Below are 20,096 nucleotides of genomic sequence, written 5' to 3' on the forward strand. Positions count from 1 at the left end.
CACCCCTGCATTGGCGCGATAACTGCATGCAAAGGCAGACGGCAAAGGCGGAAAACCTGGAGCGATCCGGGATTTCCGCTTTTGCGTTTCCCGCCCCGCGTCCTGCACTGCTTGCCGGCAAGCCGGCCTTCATAACAACGACTCCTGACTGACCCGCCATGGCCACAAAAAAAGACTATTACGACACACTGGGCGTTCCCAAAAACGCCAGTGATGAAGACATCAAAAAGGCGTATCGCAAACTCGCGATGAAGCACCACCCCGACCGCAACCAGGGGGATGCATCCAAGGTTGCTGAGGAAAAATTCAAGGAGGCCAAAGAGGCCTACGAGATGCTTTCCGACGAGAACAAGCGCGCGGCCTATGACCAGTACGGCCACGCCGGCGTAGACCCCAACATGCGCGGCGGCCCCGGAGCAGAAGGCTTTGGAGGCTTTGCCGAGGCCTTTGGCGATATCTTCGGCGACGTCTTCGGCGGCCAGCGCGGCGGGGCACAGCGCGGCGGCGGCGGCCGGCAGGTTTACCGTGGCGGCGACTTGAGCTACGCCATGGAAGTCACGCTCGAAGAAGCCGCTAATGGCAAGGACGCACAGATTCGCATTCCCAGCTGGGACGACTGCAATACCTGCCACGGCAGCGGCGCCAAGCCCGGCACCAAGGTAGTGACCTGCACCACCTGCCATGGCCACGGCGTGGTGCAAATGCGCCAGGGTTTCTTCAGCGTGCAGCAAACCTGCCCCCAGTGCAAAGGCACTGGCAAGCTGATTCCCGAACCTTGCGTGACCTGCCACGGCGTGGGCAAGACCAAGAATAACAAGACACTCGAAGTCAAGATTCCCGCGGGCATCGACGACGGCATGCGTATCCGCTCGACGGGCAACGGCGAGCCCGGTACCAACGGCGGCCCGCCTGGCGACCTCTATATCGAGATCCGCCTGAAGAAGCACGACATCTTCGAGCGCGACGGCGACGACCTGCACTGCGCCGTGCCCATCAGTTTCACCACCGCCGCACTGGGCGGCGAAATTGAAGTGCCGACACTCGCCGGCAAAGCGGCCATCGACATTCCCGAAGGCACCCAGGCGAGCAAGCAGTTCCGCCTGCGCGGCAAGGGAATCAAGGGCGTGCGCTCCAGCTACCCGGGTGACCTGTATTGCCACATCACCGTCGAGACGCCGGTCAAGCTGACCGAGCACCAGCGCAAGTTGCTCAAGGAACTGGACGAGTCGCTAAAAAAAGGCGGTGCCAAGCATTCACCCAGCGAAGAAGGCTGGGCAGACAAGCTCAAGAGCTTCTTCAGCGCCTGATCCTGCTCCATGAAAATGCCGGACCTGCTCCGGCATTTTTTATGGCCGGGCGCTACACACTGTCACACGCCTGTCGTGATCAGACACATACGATCAGCCCTTTAACTCCGGAAATCACCCATGACCGTATCGACCCGCCAGGCCGTGAAACAAGGCAGCTTGCTCTCCCTTATCTGCAGCAGCGTACTGCTCGCCGCCTGCTCCTCCTCAGGCACGACATCACAAGCAGGCCTGCCCACCCTTGACGGCAAGGCGCCATTGGTCATCGCCCACCGCGGCGCTTCGGGTTATGTGCCGGAAGAAACGATGGAAGCCTATGTGCGGGCGATCGAACTCGGCGCCGACGTGATCGAGATGGACCTGGTCGTGACGAAGGATGGCATGCTGGTCACCCGTCACGACCCCAACCTGGCGATCAGCACCGACGTGGCCAAACACCCGGAGTTCGCCTCGCGCAAAAAGACCATCCAGGTCGACGGCGAAACGCAGACCGGCTGGTTCAGCAACGACTTCACGCTGGCCGAGATTCGCACCCTGGGCGCGATCTCGACCGACGCCGAGCGCCCGCAGCAGTTCAACGGCCAATACAAGATCCCGACCCTCCAGGAAGTGATCGACATGGCCAAGGCCCAGTCCGCAAAAACCGGCCGCACAATTGCAATTTACCCAGAGACCAAGAACCCGACCTACTTCCGTGAACTCGGCTTGCCGATGGAAGACAAGCTGATCGCCATCATCAACGCCGCCGGATGGAACAGCAAGACCGCGCCCATCTACGTGCAATCGTTTGAACCCGGCAGCCTGAAGTACATGAAGAGCAAGGGCCTCAATACGAAACTGATCCAGCTCGTCGATGGCGACGGCATTGACCCGAAAACCGGCCGCGTGACCTTTGCCGTGCCAAGCGATCGCCCTTACGACTGGACCAAGGCCGGCGACAAGCGTTTCTTCAGCGCCATGGTCACGCCCGCAGGCCTGGCCGAGATCAAGACCTACGCAGACGGCATCGGCCCCTGGAAGCGCTACATCATCAGCACCCAGGGCACCTTCGGCGCCGACGGCAAGCAGGTCGACATCAACCGTGATGGCAAGCTCAACGACGCGGACTCCACCTCGCAGCCAGCCACCAGCCTGGTCGCCGACGCGCACAGGGCGGGCCTCTTTGTGCACCCCTTCACCTTTCGCAACGAGTCCCGCCGCCTGGCCACCGATTACCAGGGCGACCCCAACTCCGAATACCTGGCGTTTTACCGCACCGGCGTGGACGGCGTGTTCACCGACTTCACTGACACTGCCATCGCTGCCCGGACGCAGTACCTGAAAGAAGCCGGCCGCTGAGCAAGGCGTAGCGGGTCTCACCCGCCAGACCTCAATGCTATGAAATTAATAGCTGCTTGCGCCCATATTTAATGGGCCAGGCAGCTTTTTCACTTATAGAGAAGGCCATGCAGGCTCTGCTCCCACGATGCGCGGCATATTCCATCCGTAGGGCCGGCTACACAGTCCGGGGTACGAGCCCAGCTTTTCTCAAAATGAAACATCGGGCCCATGAAGATACGGCTTCAGGAGAGACTCAGCGACGGTGACTGGCTTATAGTGACCTACGCACTGAACCTCACCCCCCACCCACTTCAAGCGCAAGCCAACACACCATGAAAACCAAAGCCGCCGTCGCCTGGAAATCAGGCCAGCCACTGACTATTGAAACCGTGGACCTTCAAGGCCCGAAGTTCGGTGAAGTACTGGTGGAAATCAAGGCCACCGGCATCTGCCACACCGATTACTACACGCTTTCGGGCGCCGACCCGGAAGGCATCTTCCCCGCCATCCTGGGCCATGAGGGCGCAGGCATCGTGGTCGACGTCGGCCCCGGTGTGACGACGCTCAAAAAAGGCGACCACGTCATCCCGCTCTACACGCCCGAATGCCGGCAGTGCAAATTCTGCCTCTCGCGCAAAACCAACCTGTGCCAGCTGATTCGCGGCACGCAAGGCAAAGGCCTGATGCCCGACGCCACCAGCCGCTTCAGCCTGGACGGCAAACCCATCTTTCACTACATGGGCACCAGCACGTTCAGCAACTACACCGTCGCGCCCGAAATCTCGCTGGCCAAAATCCGCGAAGACGCACCCTTTGACAAGGTCTGCTACATCGGCTGCGGTGTGACCACCGGCATTGGCGCGGTGCTCTTTACCGCCAAGGTCGAGGCTGGCGCCAACGTCGTGGTGTTCGGCCTGGGCGGCATTGGCCTCAATGTGATTCAGGGCGCGAAGATGGTGGGCGCCGACAAGATCATCGGCGTCGACATCAATCCCGCACGGCAGGAGATGGCGCGCAAGTTCGGCATGACGCATTTCATCAACCCCAAGGACACCGAAAACGTCGTCGACGCCATCGTGCAACTCACCGACGGCGGCGCCGACTACAGCTTTGAATGCATAGGCAACACCAAGGTGATGCGCCAGGCGCTGGAATGCACACACAAGGGCTGGGGCCGCAGCATCATCATCGGCGTGGCCGAAGCCGGCGCCGAGATCAGCACCCGCCCCTTCCAGCTGGTAACCGGCCGCAGATGGGAAGGCTCGGCCTTCGGCGGGGCGCGCGGCCGCACTGATGTACCCAAAATCGTCGACTGGTACATGGAAGGCAAGATCAATATCGATGACCTGATCACGCACACCATGCCGCTCGAAGACATCAACAAGGGTTTCGATCTAATGAAAAGCGGTGAATCCATTCGTGGTGTTGTTCTTTACTAGCCCCCACGTTCGCTCACTGCGTGTAGCTCTCTGCCCCCTCAGGGGGCGCCCGCCTGTGGCCCGGCAAAGCCGGTTCCACGGCTCATGCTGGTAAAGACCTGGTGACTCGGCTGAATTGGAATACCTCACATGGCAACAACCCTTGAACTCCTCAGCGAACACGGCTGCTTCGGCGGCTTGCAGCACTTCTACCAGCATGACTCGCGCGAGGTCGGCTTGCCGATGAAGTTCTCGGTGTTCCTGCCGCCGCAAGCCATGGCTGGGGAGAAGGTGCCGGCACTGATCTACCTCGCGGGCCTCACCTGCAACGAAGAAACCTTCATGATCAAAGCCGGTGCGCAGCGCCTGGCAGCAGAACTGGGCCTGGCGCTTATTGCGCCCGACACCAGCCCGCGTGGCGCGAGAATTCCGGGCGAAACCGACAGTTGGGACTTCGGCAGGGGCGCGGGCTTTTACCTTGACGCAACACAGGCGCCGTGGTCACAGCACTACCGCATGGAAAGCTACATCACGGCGGAGCTGCTGCCGCTGCTGACAGGCGCCCTGCCGATTAACGCAGGCCGCATCGGCATCTTCGGCCACTCGATGGGCGGCCATGGCGCGTTGACGCTGGCACTCCGGCATCCTGATCTTTTCAACTCCGTCTCGGCGTTTGCACCCATCTGCGCGCCCAGCCAATGCCCATGGGGACGAAAGGCCTTCACCGGCTATCTCGGCAGCGATGAATCAAACTGGGTTGAACATGACGCCACCGCCTTGATGAACCTGATGCCCGCAGCGCCCTACCCGGGCGGCATACGCATAGACCAGGGGCTGGACGACAAATTCCTCGCCGAGCAGTTGTACCCCGAGCTCTTTGAAGCCGCCTGCGCCAAAGCGGGCCAGCCGCTGGCGTTGCATCGCCATGCAGGTTATGACCACGGCTACTACTTCATCGCAACCTTCATGGCCGAACACCTGCGGCACCATGCGCGGCAGCTGGGTCTGGCCGCGGCCGTGGCCGCTTGATTGAAGACTGTGAGGCTGCCTTAAGCCTGCATTAAGGCCGCCCCAATACAATCCAGCGCTATGCCGCTGCGCCCCTCCCCTTCCGCATCCTCCACATCGCGGCCCGCCCCCCTGACCACTGTGCGGCAAGACGCCGGCATGCGGCCGTTGTGGCTGGTGGTCATTGCAAGCCTCTGGATTGCCACGGCATGCAATGTGGCCTTGTGGCGCGAGCTGGCCCGCCTGCCGGGCCTTACCGGGAGCCAGGCGGTGGTCATAAGCATCGCCTTGGCGCTGGTGATTGCGCTGGCGACCACCGCGCTGCTCAGCGTGCTGGCCTGGCGCTGGACGCTCAAGCCCGCCATCACGGTCTTTCTGCTGTCGGCCGCTTTCGGTGCCTATTTCATGGTGACTTATGGCGTGGTCATCGACAAGACCATGATGATCAACACGCTGCAGACTGATGTGCGCGAAACACGCGACCTGCTGAACTGGCGACTGATTGCCACGGTGATGGTGCTGGCTGTTTTGCCGATGATTGTCCTGTGGCGCCAAAAAATCAGGTGTGCGGGCGCCATGCGGCAGGTGCTCACCAACGCAGCCACGCTGACCGGAGCGTGCGTGCTGCTGGTGTTAGTGGTGTTCCTGTTTTTCCAGAGCATTGCCTCCGTCATGCGCAACTACACGCATGTGCGCTACATGATCAACCCGCTCAACTCCTTCTACGCGCTGGGCTCCATCGCGGCAAAACCGTTCCAGCGTGATGAATCCATCGTGTTGCCCCTGGGTGAAGACGCCAAACTCGGGACAAGCTATGCAGCGCAAACCAAACCGCCGCTGTTGCTGCTGGTCCTGGGCGAGACGGCGCGCAGCGCCAACTTTTCGCTCAACGGCTACGGCCGGCCCACCAACCCGCTGCTGGCAAATGAGAACGTCGTGAGCCTGCGCAACGCGTGGTCGTGCGGCACCAGCACGGCAGCCTCCGTGCCTTGCATGTTTTCCAATTTCGGGCGCGAAGCCTATGACTCGCGGCCCGCCAACTACGAAGGCATGCTGGACGTGCTGCAGCGCGCGGGCCTGGCCGTGCTGTGGATCGACAATCAGTCGGGCTGCAAGGGCGTGTGTGACCGCGTGCCCAACGTGAACACAGTACAGCTCAAAGTACCGGCCCTGTGTGACAGCGGCGAATGTTTTGACGAAGTGATGCTGCACGGCATTGACGAACGCATTGCCGCGCTGCCGGCCGAGCGCCGCGCCAAAGGCGTGGTGGTCGTGATGCACCAGATGGGCGGCCACGGCCCGGCGTATTACAAGCGCTCGCCGCAAGCCGTCAAAAAATTCCTGCCCGAGTGCACCGACAACGCGCTGCAAAGCTGCAGCCGCGAAGGCCTGCTCAATGCGTACGACAACAGCATTGTCTACACCGACAAATTGCTGGCGTCTTCCATCCAGTGGCTCAAGGCGCAAGAAGCGCGCAGCGCGCCCGCCCTGCTCTACCTGGCCGACCACGGCGAGTCGCTGGGCGAAAACAACCTCTACCTGCACGGCATGCCCTACGGCATCGCACCTGAAGTGCAAAAGCGCGTGCCGTGGATCACCTGGCTCTCACCCGGGTTCGAACAGCGCACCAAGCTGACCACCGCATGCCTAAAGCAGCAGCTGGACGCGCCGGTGAGCCACGACAACTACTTTCACTCGGTGCTCGGCCTGATGAATGTGCAGACCAGCGTCTACAAGCCCGCGCTCGACATCTACGCGCACTGCGCCAAGCCCTGAGTCCGCGCTCAGTGTCCGCGAAGCATCCGGATTCGCCGTAGGGCTTTTGGCGCCTTGCATGCACCAAAGTGGCGGCAGATTTAATATTCAATTTTCATCTCAATAACAATTCTCTTATGCAAGGGTTGAATATGAATATTCGCAAGGCTGTCGCCTCCACCGTCGCTTCCACACTGCTTCTGACGCTCGCACTCAGCGCCAGCGCCGCCGACCTGCTCGACACCGTCAAACAGCGCGGCACACTCAAAGTAGCGCTCGAAGGCACCTACCCGCCCTTCAACTACAAAGAGGGCGGCCAGCTCGCCGGATTTGAAGTGGAACTGGCCAATGCCCTGGCGCAAAAGCTGGGCGTGAAAGCCGAGTTTTCCACCAGCGAATGGAGTGCCATCCTGGCAGGCCTTCAGGCCGGCAAGTACGACGTGGTGATCAACCAGGTGGGCATCACCGACAAGCGCAAGGAGACCTTTGACTTCTCCGAGCCCTACACCATCTCCGCCCCGCAGCTGATCATCCGCAAGGACGAAAAGCGCGAGTTCAAGACGCTGGCCGACCTCAAGGGCCACAAGCTCGGCCTGGGCCAGGGCACCAACTACTCCGACATCGCCAAAAAGGTAGGCGGCATCGACGTGAAGACCTATCCCGGCGCGCAAGAGTATTTGCAGGATCTGGCACTGGGCCGCATCGACGCCGCGCTCAACGACAGCCTGCTCATCCCCTACATCGTCAAGCAGACCAAGCTGCCGCTCAAGCCCGGTGCGCCCGTGGGTGACCTTGAAAAATCCGGCATTCCTTTTGTGAAAAACAACCCGAAGTTCAAGGCCGCCATCGACAAGGCGCTGGCAGACCTGCAAGCCGACGGCAGCTTCGCGAAGATCTCCACCAAGTGGTTTGACCGCGATGTGAGCAAGCCGCCTGTTGCCAAATAAACGGCACAAGCGAAGTAATATCCGATCAGCCGCGCGCCGCCTTTTCTGGGCCGGCGCCTGAAACAACCCCGGCTCTGCGCCGGGGTTTTTATTTGTGGAGACCTATATGGACCTGACAGGCTTGACCCAGTTGCTGCGCGACGCTTTGCCGCTGATGCTCAAGGGCGCGGCATGGACGCTGCTGCTGGCGGTGGCGTCTGTTTTCTTCGGCGCCATCATCGGCACCGTGGTAGCCGTCACGCGGCTGGCCAAGGTGCCGGTACTTTCGCAGCTGGCAACGCTGTATGTCAGCTGCATGCGCGGCACGCCGCTGCTGGTGCAGCTCTTTGTCATTTACTTCGGCCTGCCCAGCATCGGCATCCAGTTCGACCCGATCAGCGCGGGCATCCTGGGCCTGAGCCTGAATGTGGGAGCCTACCTGTCGGAAACCATCCGCGGCGCGATCAACGGTGTGGAACACGGCCAATGGAATGCAGCCCGCAGCCTGGGCCTGACGCAAGCGCAAACGCTGCGCTATGTGATCGGCCCGCAGGCCCTGCGCCTGGCAGTGCCCAGCCTGTCGAATAGCCTGATCAGCCTGATCAAGGACACCTCGCTGGTCTCGGTGATTGCCGTGGGCGAGCTGATGCTGGCGACCAAGGAAGTGATTGCCACGACCTTTCAGCCCTTTCCGCTGTACCTGGCGGCGGCGGGCATTTACTGGGCGATGAGTGCCTCGTTTGAAACGCTGCAGAAGAAGCTCGAAGTGCGCCTCAACCGCAGCTATCTGCGCTAGCGAAGCACCGGTCACCAGAATCAGGTGTCGCTGATCAAACCACTCTGAATCGCCTGCCCGGTATTCGCAAAAATCGCCATAGCGGTCAGCATGCGCCGAAAGCCCAGCTTGCGGTAAAACGGTTCCTTGCCGGCGACCGCATACAGGATGATTTTTTTGTGGCCACTGGAAAGCTTCACCAGCGCCGCCACCATGTCTTTGCCCATGCCTGATCCCTGCCGGTCCGGCGCCACTGCGATGTCGCAGATGTAAGAGCAGTCCCTGCCATCTGCTACCGCACGGCCGGCGGCAATCAGCCTGCTGCCCTCATACACAAAGCACTTGAACATGCTGTTGGAGAAGACGACCTGGAGGTCGGCTGGCTTCTTGTCACCCAAAGGAGCAATGCGGTAAAGATTCGAAAGCTCTTCCCAGTCCGCAGCGGCCATGCCTTCCGATGAATATTTCCAGTCAAGCGCCAAGATGAACTCCTGTTATTTCAAGCGGTATAAGGTGCCGAATGCGTGCCACGCCGGGCGGGGGCCGGTCAAACGCACATTCGCTTTTGAACTATAGCCCTCGATGAATAGCCGGCGTGAACGGCACGCTATTTCAAAACAGTCAAAAAAGGCTGCCCTGCCCCACCGCTCCCGGTGGCCGGAACTGCGTCAAGTCCAGCTCTACGCGCTCGCGGTTAAAACCCAGCCGGCTGGTGGCTTTCTGGAAACGCTGGCGAACCAGGTCGGACCACAGGCCCGAACCTTTCATCCGTGTGGCGAAATCACTGTCGTAGTCCTTGCCGCCGCGCATCTCGTGAATATGCGCCATGATGCGCGCTGCGCGCTGCGGGTAATGCAAGCCCAGCCACTCCTTGAAGATGGGCGCGACCTCCCAGGGCAGCCGTATGACGTGGTAGAACGCTGATCGGGCGCCCGCTTCCCAGGCAGCTTCCAGCACCTGTTCAAGGTCTTCCGTCACAAACGGGATGTGCGGCGCCAGGCTTACGCCAACCGGCACACCGCGCTCTGCGAGTGTGCGAATAATGCGCAAGCGGCGGTACGGCGCCGCCGCCCGGGGTTCCAGCTTGCGCGCAACCTCGCCGTCGAGTGTGGTGATGGTCACGTAGACGGCCGCCAGTTTGCGGTCTGCCATGGAGCCAATCAAATCAAGATCGCGCTCGACGCCGCTGGACTTGGTGACCAGGGAAAAGGGTTGCCCCACTTCCTGCATCAGTTCGATGACGCTGCGCGTCAACTTGAGCTCGCGTTCAATGGGCTGATAGCAGTCTGTGGCAGAACCAATATTGATCAGCTTGGGAACGTAGCTGCGCTTGCCCAGGTCGGCGCGCAGCACCTCGACAATATTGCGCTTGACAACGAGCCGGGTTTCAAAATCCAGGCCCGGCGAAAGATTGAGGTAGCTGTGCGTGGGCCGCGCATAGCAGTACACGCAACCGTGTTCGCAGCCGCGGTAAGGGTTGACCGAATAATCAAAATGAATGTCGGGCGAATCGTTTTTGCTGATGGCGCTGCGCGCGGTTTCAAACGTGACCTCGGTTTCCAGGCGTGGCACATCGCCCGCCTGGCTCTCTTCCAGCGTTCCCCAGCCGTCATCCCAGGCATCGCGCACGTCTTTTTCAAAACGGTGCGGCATGCGCGTGGCAGTGCCCCGGCCCTTGATGGCATGGATGGGGATGATGGCGTCGGACATGAAAGGAATGGTTGAGGTCGCAGCATCTATCGAGGTCAACGACGGATACTGTATGTAAATACAGTATATTCAAACAAAAACCCTTTTGCAAATGCTTGCAGCAATGCCCGCAATAATGGGTTTAAAGCAGGAGGCCCCCATGGCACACGTACTGGCAAAACTCACCGGCGCGCCGCTTGCCGCTGTTAAACAGCAGCTGGAAAAAGACGCGGATGAACATGCGAAGCAAGGCATGCACCTGGAGCACCTCTGGCAAAACGCGGAAGACGCTGCCGAGGTGTTTTTTCTGTTTCAGGTGAAAGACCTGGCGCATTGTCAGCAGCGCATGAAGCAGACGCATGCAAAAGCCCGCGAAGAAAACCCCGATGTACCGCTACCAACCCTGACGTTTCTGGAGGATTCCTGAGGCCTCGTGCAATGCGTGATTGATACGCCCCATTTTCATTTTTCCTTCCCTCTCCTCCCCTTCCGCTCCACCATGATCCAGCGACCTGAAAACCTTTATGCCCGCTACCACGCCCACGTGTATTTCGGGCCCGGCACCGTTGAGCAGGCACGCGCCTTGTGCGAAAAGGCCGGTGCACTTTTCGGGATTGCCGTGGGGCGGGTGCATGAACGAGAGGTGGGGCCGCACCCGCGCTGGAGTTGCCAGTTGGCATTTGACCGTGCGGCGTTCGGCAGCGTCATTCCCTGGCTCGAAGAACATCGTGACGGGCTGGATGTGTTTGTGCACGGGCTGACCGGTGACGACCTGGCCGACCACACCACGCATGCCTCATGGCTGGGCGAGCCTGCGGCATTGAAGCTGGAGATGTTCAGGCGGTGAGCCCGGCTCCGGTTGAATGCTATTAATTCAATAGCTGCTTGCGCCCGTCCAGAAAGGCGAAAAGCTGCTTTTTAACGCAAATAAAAGCGGCTCAGCCAGCGCGGCTGCAAAGGAATCGGCCGAGATTCCACCGACTGGTACAGCACCCAACCCGCCAGCAGCGACAGCAGGAACGCCGACAACAGGCCCAGCACGTTTGCCGCAAGTTGCGTGGGCCAGAAATGGCTCACGATGGCATTGACCAGCAGGCACACCGGAAAGTGGATGAGGAACACGGAGTAGGACATGCGGCCCAACTGCACTAGCCGGCGTTGCTGCAACCACCGCACCGGCCAGGCCTGTGGCTGCAGCACCGCCAGCCCCACCAGGCCGAAGGCGGTAACGAGCGCCACCACCAGGCGCCCCCTGAAGTCCAGCGCAAGGGCCAACCCGCCCATGACCGCCAGGGTCACGAGCCAGAAGCTGCGCCGCGCGCCGAGACGGTTTGCGGTCCAGAAGGCCAGCATGCCCAGGGCATAGGAGCCACAGAAATAGAGGGCGGTGATATCAAAGGCCGGCAGGCGGTTGAAAAACAGCAGCGAGGCCAAGGCGCCCAACAGGATCAGGCTCACGCCGAGTGGGGCGGAAACCGAAGTGGTGTGTGTTGCGTCGCCGTTGTGTGGCTGAAACTGGAACCGTCGGGCAAAGGCAAAAATGAGAACTGCCGTGGCGTAGAGCTGGAAGTCGATGGCCACGTACCAGACACCAGCAGAAAGCGCGTCCTGCCCGAGCAGGTCCTGCAGCAGCAGGACATGGGCCAGCAGCTGGTGCACCGTGGGAGCATCCGGCACAGAATGATGCGCGAACCAGGGCCTGACCAGTGCAGCCACGAGCATGCTCACGGCCAGCGCCACAAGATAGGGTTTGGCGAGCCGCCAGTAGCGGCGAAAAATCAGGGAGCCAGGTGCACCGAACACGGCCACACCTTGCGGCGCAAGCGAGGCCGCCGCCAGAAAACCACTCACGACGAGGAACACCTGCACGGCCATGCGGCCGTAGTCGTAAAGCCAGTCCATCAGGGCCGGTGCAAACGGGTGCACCACGTCCGACATCGGGCCATAAAAGGCCAGGTGATGCAAAACGATCAGGATGCAGGCCAGCCCTTTGAGGGCATCCATGCCCGGAAAGCGTCGGGTTGCGGTGGTCAAGGCGGGGGTTTCAGGCGCAGCGCTGCTCTGGGTACCGATGACGCTTAAGCGCAGACCCGTTGGCGTGCCAGCTCGTACTCGCGCCTGAGCTGGTCCACAAAGGCCGCGGCGCTTTGGACCTTGCTGACAGACCCAATGCCCTGGCCGCAGCCCCAGATGTCTTTCCAGGCCTTGGACTTGCTGCCTTCGCCGCCGCCAAAGTTCATGGTCTTGACGTCGCCTTCGGGAAGGTTCTCAGGGTCCATGCCGGCTGCGCGAATCGACGGCGCGAGGTAGTTGCCGTGCACACCGGTGAAGAGGCTGCTGTAAACGATGTCGTCGGAATTTCCGTCAACGATGGCCTGCTTGTAGGCGTCGGCTGCGCGCGCTTCGTCCGTGGCGATGAAGGCCGAACCGATGTAGGCGAAGTCGGCGCCTATGGCCTGCGCGGCCAGCACCGCGCCGCCGGTAGAGATGGCGCCCGACAGCGCAAGTGGGCCGTCAAACCACTGGCGGATTTCCTGGATCAGCGCGAACGGGCTTTTGACGCCCGCGTGGCCGCCCGCGCCTGCCGCCACGGCCACCAGGCCGTCGGCGCCCTTTTCAATTGCCTTGCGCGCGAACTTGTTGTTGATGATGTCGTGCAGCACCACGCCGCCATAGCTGTGGGCGGCAGCGTTGATGTCTTCGCGTGCACCCAGGCTGGTGATATAGATGGGCACCTTGTACTTCACGCACATTTCCATGTCGTGCTCCAGACGGTCGTTGGACTTGTGCACGATCTGGTTGATGGCAAAAGGCGCGGCCGGTTTGTCGGGGTTAGCCTTGTTGTGGGCTGCCAGTGCCTCGGTGATCTCGGCCAGCCACTCATCGAGCTGCGATGCAGGCCGTGCGTTGAGCGCGGGCATGGCGCCCACCACGCCGGCCTTGCACTGCGCGATGACCAGCTTGGGGTTGCTGATGATGAAGAGCGGCGAACCGATGATGGGCAAAGGCAGCTTGTTCAGCGCCCCGGGCAGTCTTGACATGGTGGCTCCGTTGTTATTCTGAATTCAATAAAAAACATGCTGCGACCCTTTACCGACGGGCGCAAGCAGCTATCAAATAAATAGCAGTGTGTACAGGGTCAGAACGCGTCCAGCGCCAGCGCCGTGACGCTGTCTGCACCATCGACAATGCTGTCGCGCACGCCAGGCGCCTTGGTCAGCAGGTGGTCGGCGTAAAAGCGCGCGGTGGTGATCTTGGCCTGCATGAAGGCGGTGTCGACACCCTGCGCGATTTGCTCTTGCGCCACCAGCAGCGAACGCGCCATCTGCCAGCCGGCCACCACGTTGCCCGCGAGCATGAGGTAGGGCACGCTGCCGGCAAACACGGCGTTGGGGCTGGCCTTGGTGTTGCCTGCCACGAAATCCACCACGTCGATGAAGGCTTCGCGCGCGGCCTTCAGGCGCCTGGCCACAGCCATCGCGTCGGCGCTGCCCTGCTTGAGCAGTTCGCCCTCGGTTTTTTCGATCTGCGCCGCAATCGCCTTGGCCGTCTGGCCGCCATCGCGCGAAGTCTTGCGGCCAATCAGGTCGTTGGCCTGGATGGCGGTTGTGCCTTCGTAGATGGTCAGAATCTTGGCGTCGCGGTAGTACTGGGCCGCGCCTGTTTCTTCAATAAAGCCCATGCCGCCGTGCACCTGCACGGCCAGCGAGGTAACTTCCAGGCTCATCTCGGTGCTGTAGCCTTTGACCAGTGGCACCATGAATTCGTAGAAGGCCTGGTTCTGCTTGCGCACCTCGGCGTCGGGGTGGTGATGCGTTGCGTCGTAAGCGGCGGCGGCCACGGAAGCCATGGCGCGGCAGCCTTCGATATAGGCGCGCATGGTCATCAGCATGCGCTTGACGTCCGGGTGATGGATGATGGGCGCGCTGGCCTTGATGGAACCGTCAACCGGGCGGCTTTGCACGCGGTCTTTGGAAAATTCCACAGCCTTCTGGTAGGCGCGTTCGGCAATCGCGATTCCTTGCATGCCGACCGCGTAGCGTGCCGAGTTCATCATGATGAACATGTACTCGAGGCCGCGGTTTTCTTCACCGACGATGTAGCCCACCGCGCCGCCGTGATCGCCGTACTGCAGCACGGCGGTGGGCGACGCCTTGATGCCCATCTTGTGCTCGATGCTCACGCAGTGCACGTCGTTGCGTGCGCCCAGAGCGCCGTCTTTGCCGACCATGAACTTGGGCACGACAAACAGGCTGATGCCCTTGACCCCTTCAGGTGCGCCAGTGACGCGGGCGAGAACGAGGTGCACGATGTTCTCGGCCATGTCGTGCTCACCATAGGTGATGAATATCTTGGTGCCGAACACCTTGTAAGTGCCGTCGGGCTGCGGCTCGGCACGGCTGCGCACCATGGCAAGGTCGGAGCCGGCCTGCGGCTCGGTCAGATTCATGGTGCCAGTCCATTGGCCGCTCACCAGCTTTTCAAGGTAGACCGCCTTGAGCTCGTCGGAGCCGGCCGTGAGCAGCGCTTCGATGGCCCCGTCGCTCAGTAGCGGGCACAGCGCAAAACTCATGTTGGCGGAATTGAGCATTTCACCGCAGGCCGCGCCTATGGTTTTGGGCAAACCCTGGCCACCAAAATCCGCCGGATGCTGCAGGCCCTGCCAGCCGCCTTCGACGTATTGGCGGAAGGCCTCCTTGAAGCCTGGCGTGGTGGTGACTTCGCCGGATTGAAAGCTCGACGGATTGATGTCACCGTCACGGTTGAGCGGAGCCAGCACGCCCTCGTTGAACTTGGCGCATTCTTCGAGCACAGCCTGCGCGGTGTCGAAGCCGGCCTCTTCAAAGCCGGGGATTTGCGCAATCTGTTCGATGTTGGCCAGGTGTTTGATATCAAACAGCATGTCCTTGAGGGGGGCTTTGTACGTCATGTTTTTGTCTCCGGAAAGTTGTCTTATGCCCGGCGAAGGCAGGGTAAAAATCGGTACGCCGCCATGGCTTGCCGGCTTGGCATACCCCAGGCGAAATCAGGGTCTCAATTGCCAGGTGAACTCTTGAATCTAGGGCGAAAAATCACGCAGTGGCGGCTCCACCAGCTTGTCGGATTTCCGCACGACATAACCGTTGTCCATCAAGGCATTGAGCCAGCCCGCTGCCATCAAGTCCACATGACCCGAATCCGGGGCCGAGGCGTAAAACGCATCCTGAAACTCCAGCATGGGCACGAGCTTCCTGCTGTACAACGTCACGCGGTAACGGGTAGAACCCCTGCGGGCTTCATGGCCCTGGGAGGTGACGGTGGAGCCCATCGGAACAAACAGCAGCGTGTTGTAACCCTGTCCGGACCATTCGCCCAGCACGCCCCTGATATTGGAACGCTGGTTGAAGGTCCCCGCGTACTTTGCGGGAACACCGTTGAGTTGCATGAAGTCTGCGGCGTGCCCAACACTTTGGTTCATCAGGCGGTTGTCGAGTACACCCGAGAGCCTGTAGCCTTTGACCAGGTCCGGGTTTTGGTTGGCCCACTCGGGGGTCACAAAAACCAGGGCCAAAGACGCCACAGGCTCCTTGATGTCCGACTTGACGCTGACCTGCTCGACTTTGCGGTCAAGCCCCGCGCACGCAGTGAGGAGCAAGCCCGCCAGCATCAATGCCATGCATGCGCCTCGCCTCATGCCGGATTGGCCGGGTTGCTGCCTGGCTTTCATGTCGCGCTGGCCTGAAACCGTATTACAGGGCTGCGACCAACTCGGGTACGGCCGTGAACAGGTCGGCCTCGAGACCGTAGTCAGCGACGCTAAAAATAGGCGCTTCCGGATCCTTGTTGATCGCCACGATGACCTTGCTGTCTTTCATGCCGGCCAGATGCTGGATCGCACCGGAAATACCGGCGGCGATGTAGAGCTGGGGCGCGACAATCTTGCCGGTCTGACCCACTTGCCAGTCATTGGGGGCGTAGCCCGCGTCAACCGCTGCGCGCGATGCGCCCAGGGCAGCACCCAGCTTGTCGGCCAGCGGCGTCAGCACTTCGTTGAATTTCTCGCTGGAGCCCATCGCACGGCCGCCGGAGACGATGATCTTGGCGGCCGTCAGCTCGGGGCGGTCGCTCTTGGCGATCTCGGAACCCAGGAAGGTCGACTTGCCGCTGTCGGCAACGCCCGCGGGCGTTTCGATCGCAGCGGAGCCACCAGTGGCGGCGGCAGCGTCAAAGCCGGTGGTACGCACGGTGATGACTTTGGTCGCGTCCAGGCTTTGCACGATGGCGATCGCGTTGCCCGCGTAGATGGGGCGCTCGAAGGTGTCGGCGGCATCGACCTTGGTGATGTCGGAAATCTGGCCGACGTCCAGCGTCGCGGCCACGCGGGGGGCGATGTTCTTGCCCGAGGCAGTGGCGGGAAACAGGATGTGCGAATAGGCGCCGGCGATGGCCAGTACCTGTGCGGCCATGTTCTCGGCCAGGCCATGGGCGAAATGCTCGCCTTCGACGTGGATGACTTTGGCCACGCCGGCAATGGCGGCGGCTGCCTTGGCGGCGGCTTCGGCGCCCTTGCCGGCCACCAGCACGTGCACATCGCCGCCGCACTGGGCGGCTGCGGTCACGGTATTGAGGGTCGCAGGCTTGATGCTGGCGTTGTCGTGTTCTGCAATAACAAGTGCGGTCATGTCATCAGTCCTTAAATTACTTTGGCTTCGTTCTTGAGCTTGTCCACCAGGGCGGCCACGTCGGCCACCTTGATGCCGGCACTGCGCTTGGGCGGCTCGCTCACCTTCAGGGTTTTGATGCGCGGCTTGACATCGACACCAAGCTCTTCGGGCTTGATGTTGTCGAGCTGCTTCTTCTTGGCCTTCATGATGTTGGGCAAGGTCACGTAGCGCGGCTCATTGAGGCGCAGGTCGGTCGTGATGATGGCCGGCAGCGTGAGCGAGAGGGTTTCCAGGCCGCCGTCGACTTCGCGCGTGACCTTGGCCATGGTGCCTTCGACTTCCACCTTGGAGGCGAAGGTCGCTTGCGGCCAACCGAGTAGCGCGGCCAGCATCTGGCCGGTCTGGTTGCAATCGTCGTCAATCGCCTGTTTGCCGAGGATGACGAGTTGGGGTTGTTCTTTTTCGACCAGGGCCTTGAGCAGCTTGGCAACGGCCAGCGGCTGCAGTTCTTCGGCGGTTTCGACCAGGATGGCGCGGTCGGCGCCTATGGCCATGGCGGTGCGCAGGGTTTCCTGGCACTGCAGTACACCGCAGCTCACGGCGATGACTTCGGTCACGACGCCCTTTTCCTTCAGGCGGGTCGCTTCTTCAACGGCGATCTCGTCAAACGGGTTCATGCTCATCTTGACGTTGGCGATGTCGACACCAGTGCCATCGGATTTGACGCGGACTTTGACGTTGTAGTCCACAACGCGTTTGACGGGAACCAAGACCTTCATGAGAGGACTCCAGAGTTGATGGATTGAGTACTGATTGAAATCGAAATGAAATCGGGACTGAATTGACGTTAACGTAAACGTAAGCTTTGCATTCTATGCTGCGGCGCCCCTGATGCGGGCTGCGGAACTGGTTGCCGGAGGGTATCCAGGGGAACCAGGCAGAAAAAGAACGGTCGTTCTATTTTTCATTATAGAGGGCCGGACAGACGGAATTAGAGCATCCTGCCCAACCCCTATCCTGCAGGTGTCTTTCAGGCGTCAATTGCCGATACAGCGACAGGTGACGGAACAGGGGAAAAGGCGCGCCGCAGGCCGTTTGTGGGCTGTTCAGGAAGGCCTGGCACTGGCGGTGCCTTTCCCGCTCTCCGCGCTTTTTGCATCCTCCGAAACGCTCACGCGGGTATGCACCACACGCTGCGGGTACGGAATGTCTATGCCGTGCGAGCGCAGGGACTCCAGAATGGCGAGGTTGACACGCGAGCGCAGGTTCTGCTGGCCGTTTTCGGGGTCGACCATCCAGTAGTTGAGCGTGAACTCCAGCCCGTCGACGCCGAAGTTGGTGAGGTTGGCCCCTGGCCCAGGGTCGCGCAGCACGCGGTCCTGCTTCAGCGCCGCCTCGATCAACAGGCGCATCACCAGCTCGACGTCGCTGTCATAACCGACTGATACCACGGTGGACTGGAGCACCTGGGAATCGGTCAGCGACAGGTTTTCAACGCGGTTGCTGATGAACATTTCATTCGGCACGATGGATTCGCGGCCCGACGGCGCACGCACGATGGTGTAACGCGCATTGATGTCGGTGATGCGCCCCTCGAAGGTGTCCACCCGCACGTTGTCGCCGATGCGCACGCTGCGCTCGGCCAGCATGACAAAGCCGCTGACATAGCTGGCGGCCAGCTTTTGCAAACCGAAACCCACACCCACCCCGATGGCGCCGCCCAGCACGGACAAAGCGGTGAGGTCGATGCCCACCGCCGACAGCGCCAGCAGCAGGCCCACAAACATCAGCACCGCTCGCGCGGCGTTGCTGACCGCCTTGCGCAGGGAAAGCTCACTGCCGGTGGCCGAGCGCAGCACGCGCGCTTCGATGGCCGAGGAAATCCACAGCGTGATCAGCAGCACGACGCCGGCCGTCAGCGCGCCCTCAATCATGGTGCGCACGGACAGCGTCGAGTTGCCGACCTTCCACTTGATGTCGTCGAGCTCATCAAGAATCACCGGCAGCAGGCCGCTGACCCACAGCACCATGGCGATCCAGGCCAGCCAGGAAATGGTGCGCTCCAGGGCCCGCACCAACGGCGCATCCTTGAAGGCCACCTGCAGCACTTTGACCCCAAGGCGAATCGCGGCCAGCGCGAGCAGCACCGGTATCGCCACCTTGAACAGTGCCAGCGGCATGACACGCGCCAGGAGGGCTTGCGCCGCATAGGCAAAGGACAGCAGCAACAGCGGAAACAGCACTCCGTCAATCACGCGCCGTCCGAAAAGGATCGAGGATTCGTCGGCTAGCGAGCGCGCCCGGCTTGCCACGCGCACCACCAACCAGGCCAGCAACACGCAGACGACCAGCGCAGCCAGTTCCTTCAGGGCCGTAGGCTGGGTCAGCGCCGTAAACCAGCCGTCCAGGGTATCGATGCGGGGAGAAGCGGAACGGGTCGTCAGGGCGCCGGCGCTGGCCATTGGGGTTTCCTTTTTTCGATGAAGGCCTGCACACCTTCCTGTGCCACGGCGTGGGCCATGTTGCAGGCCATGGACTGGCCCGCCAGCTGGTAGGCGGCCTCGATGCCGGTTTCACGTTGCTGGTAGAAAAGCGCCTTGCCCATGGCGAGTGCTTCGCGCGGCTTGGACAGGAGCGACTGCAAGAGTTTTTCGACTTCATCGCCAAGCAACTCCGATGGCGCGACCCGGTTCACCAGCCCTCGTGCACGTGCTTCGTCGGCAGTGATGAACTCGCCAGTAAGCAACATTTCCATGGCCTGTTTGGCAGGAATGTTGCGCACCAGCGGTACGCTGGGCGTGGCGCAAAACAGGCCCACGTCGATGCCGTTCACGCCAAAAGTCGCATTGCTGGAGGCCACGGCGAGGTCGCATTGCGCCACCAGCTGGCAGCCAGCCGCCGTGGCCAGGCCCTGCACCTGCGCAATCACCGGTACCGGCAGCTTCTGGATGCTGAGCATCATGCGCGTGCACTGCGCAAAAAGCTTCTGGTAGTAAGCCTGTTCGGGCCGGGCGCGCATCTCTTTCAGGTTATGGCCGGCGCAAAACGCCTTGCCTTGCGCGGAAATGACCACCGCACGTGCTGCAGGGTCGACCGCAATCGCATTCAGCGCAGCCTGTAGAGCCCCAAGGACATCTTCATTGAGCGTGTTGAAGGTGGCCGCCCGGTTCAGCACCAGACGTTGGACACCGCGCGCGTCCTGCGTATGAAGCACGGGAGCCGAAAGCTCAGCAGATACGGCACTCATGAATGCC

At 61.3% G+C, this 20,096-nt stretch carries 19 protein-coding genes; 9 read left to right on the plus strand and 10 right to left on the minus strand.

Features of this window, described 5'->3' with window-relative positions:
- Positions 1-158: 158 nt before the first annotated feature.
- The 7 genes from dnaJ to AC1D11_RS02380 all read left to right on the plus strand — a co-directional run bounded on the left by dnaJ (position 159) and on the right by AC1D11_RS02380 (position 8,530).
- Complete coding sequence (gene dnaJ / locus AC1D11_RS02350) at positions 159-1,307, plus strand: molecular chaperone DnaJ (protein WP_477646781.1); 1,149 nt, start codon at positions 159-161, stop codon at positions 1,305-1,307.
- 120 nt (positions 1,308-1,427) lie between these two features.
- Positions 1,428-2,645, plus strand: a complete 1,218-nt coding sequence (locus AC1D11_RS02355; protein WP_477646782.1) for a glycerophosphodiester phosphodiesterase — start codon at positions 1,428-1,430, stop codon at positions 2,643-2,645.
- Positions 2,646-2,959: 314 nt separating this feature from the next.
- Entirely contained in the window at positions 2,960-4,066 is a 1,107-nt protein-coding gene (locus AC1D11_RS02360; protein ID WP_477646783.1) for an S-(hydroxymethyl)glutathione dehydrogenase/class III alcohol dehydrogenase, read from the plus strand.
- Positions 4,067-4,195: 129 nt separating this feature from the next.
- Positions 4,196-5,074: an S-formylglutathione hydrolase gene (gene fghA, locus AC1D11_RS02365; RefSeq protein WP_477646784.1), complete on the plus strand. Its 879-nt coding sequence runs from the start codon at positions 4,196-4,198 to the stop codon at positions 5,072-5,074.
- A 60-nt stretch (positions 5,075-5,134) separates the two neighbouring features.
- Entirely contained in the window at positions 5,135-6,829 is a 1,695-nt protein-coding gene (locus AC1D11_RS02370) for a phosphoethanolamine transferase (RefSeq protein ID WP_477646785.1), read from the plus strand.
- Positions 6,830-6,960: 131 nt separating this feature from the next.
- Entirely contained in the window at positions 6,961-7,755 is a 795-nt protein-coding gene (locus AC1D11_RS02375) for a transporter substrate-binding domain-containing protein (RefSeq protein WP_477646786.1), read from the plus strand.
- A 106-nt stretch (positions 7,756-7,861) separates the two neighbouring features.
- A complete protein-coding gene (locus AC1D11_RS02380) occupies positions 7,862-8,530 on the plus strand; it encodes an amino acid ABC transporter permease (RefSeq protein ID WP_477646787.1) in 669 nt (222 codons plus the stop codon).
- A 20-nt stretch (positions 8,531-8,550) separates the two neighbouring features.
- Here AC1D11_RS02380 and AC1D11_RS02385 read toward each other — a convergent pair whose 3' ends face one another.
- Positions 8,551-8,991, minus strand: a complete 441-nt coding sequence (locus AC1D11_RS02385) for a GNAT family N-acetyltransferase (RefSeq protein WP_477646788.1) — start codon at positions 8,989-8,991, stop codon at positions 8,551-8,553.
- Between the two features lie 139 nt (positions 8,992-9,130).
- Positions 9,131-10,219: a PA0069 family radical SAM protein gene (locus tag AC1D11_RS02390; protein ID WP_477646789.1), complete on the minus strand. Its 1,089-nt coding sequence runs from the start codon at positions 10,217-10,219 to the stop codon at positions 9,131-9,133.
- Positions 10,220-10,310: 91 nt separating this feature from the next.
- On the opposite strand from AC1D11_RS02390, the gene AC1D11_RS02395 reads away from it, so the two are divergent.
- Together AC1D11_RS02395 and AC1D11_RS02400 are read left to right on the plus strand one after the other, a co-directional pair.
- Positions 10,311-10,625 carry a hypothetical protein gene (locus tag AC1D11_RS02395; RefSeq protein ID WP_477646790.1) on the plus strand — a complete coding sequence of 105 codons (315 nt, stop codon included), beginning with the start codon at positions 10,311-10,313 and terminating at the stop codon, positions 10,623-10,625.
- Between the two features lie 72 nt (positions 10,626-10,697).
- A complete protein-coding gene (locus tag AC1D11_RS02400) occupies positions 10,698-11,045 on the plus strand; it encodes a DOPA 4,5-dioxygenase family protein (RefSeq protein ID WP_477646791.1) in 348 nt (115 codons plus the stop codon).
- Positions 11,046-11,116: 71 nt separating this feature from the next.
- Here AC1D11_RS02400 and AC1D11_RS02405 read toward each other — a convergent pair whose 3' ends face one another.
- The 8 genes from AC1D11_RS02405 to AC1D11_RS02440 all read right to left on the minus strand — a co-directional run bounded on the left by AC1D11_RS02405 (position 11,117) and on the right by AC1D11_RS02440 (position 20,089).
- Positions 11,117-12,232 carry an acyltransferase family protein gene (locus AC1D11_RS02405; RefSeq protein ID WP_477646792.1) on the minus strand — a complete coding sequence of 372 codons (1,116 nt, stop codon included), beginning with the start codon at positions 12,230-12,232 and terminating at the stop codon, positions 11,117-11,119.
- Between the two features lie 44 nt (positions 12,233-12,276).
- Positions 12,277-13,239, minus strand: coding sequence for an NAD(P)H-dependent flavin oxidoreductase (locus AC1D11_RS02410; protein WP_477646793.1), 963 nt, complete (start codon positions 13,237-13,239; stop codon positions 12,277-12,279).
- A gap of 98 nt (positions 13,240-13,337) precedes the next feature.
- A complete protein-coding gene (locus tag AC1D11_RS02415; RefSeq protein ID WP_477646794.1) occupies positions 13,338-15,128 on the minus strand; it encodes an acyl-CoA dehydrogenase in 1,791 nt (596 codons plus the stop codon).
- 129 nt (positions 15,129-15,257) lie between these two features.
- Positions 15,258-15,854, minus strand: a complete 597-nt coding sequence (locus tag AC1D11_RS02420) for a hypothetical protein (RefSeq protein ID WP_477646795.1) — start codon at positions 15,852-15,854, stop codon at positions 15,258-15,260.
- Between the two features lie 73 nt (positions 15,855-15,927).
- Entirely contained in the window at positions 15,928-16,860 is a 933-nt protein-coding gene (locus AC1D11_RS02425) for an electron transfer flavoprotein subunit alpha/FixB family protein (RefSeq protein ID WP_477646796.1), read from the minus strand.
- Between the two features lie 11 nt (positions 16,861-16,871).
- On the minus strand, positions 16,872-17,621 hold the full coding sequence (locus AC1D11_RS02430; RefSeq protein WP_477646797.1) for an electron transfer flavoprotein subunit beta/FixA family protein: 750 nt from the start codon (positions 17,619-17,621) through the stop codon (positions 16,872-16,874).
- Positions 17,622-17,948: 327 nt separating this feature from the next.
- Complete coding sequence (locus AC1D11_RS02435) at positions 17,949-19,304, minus strand: mechanosensitive ion channel family protein (RefSeq protein ID WP_477646798.1); 1,356 nt, start codon at positions 19,302-19,304, stop codon at positions 17,949-17,951.
- Positions 19,283-20,089 carry an enoyl-CoA hydratase gene (locus AC1D11_RS02440; protein WP_477646799.1) on the minus strand — a complete coding sequence of 269 codons (807 nt, stop codon included), beginning with the start codon at positions 20,087-20,089 and terminating at the stop codon, positions 19,283-19,285. Before AC1D11_RS02440 ends, AC1D11_RS02435 begins: the two co-directional genes overlap by 22 nt.
- Positions 20,090-20,096: the final 7 nt, after the last annotated feature.

Source organism: Polaromonas sp. P1_E11, assembly GCF_056405995.1.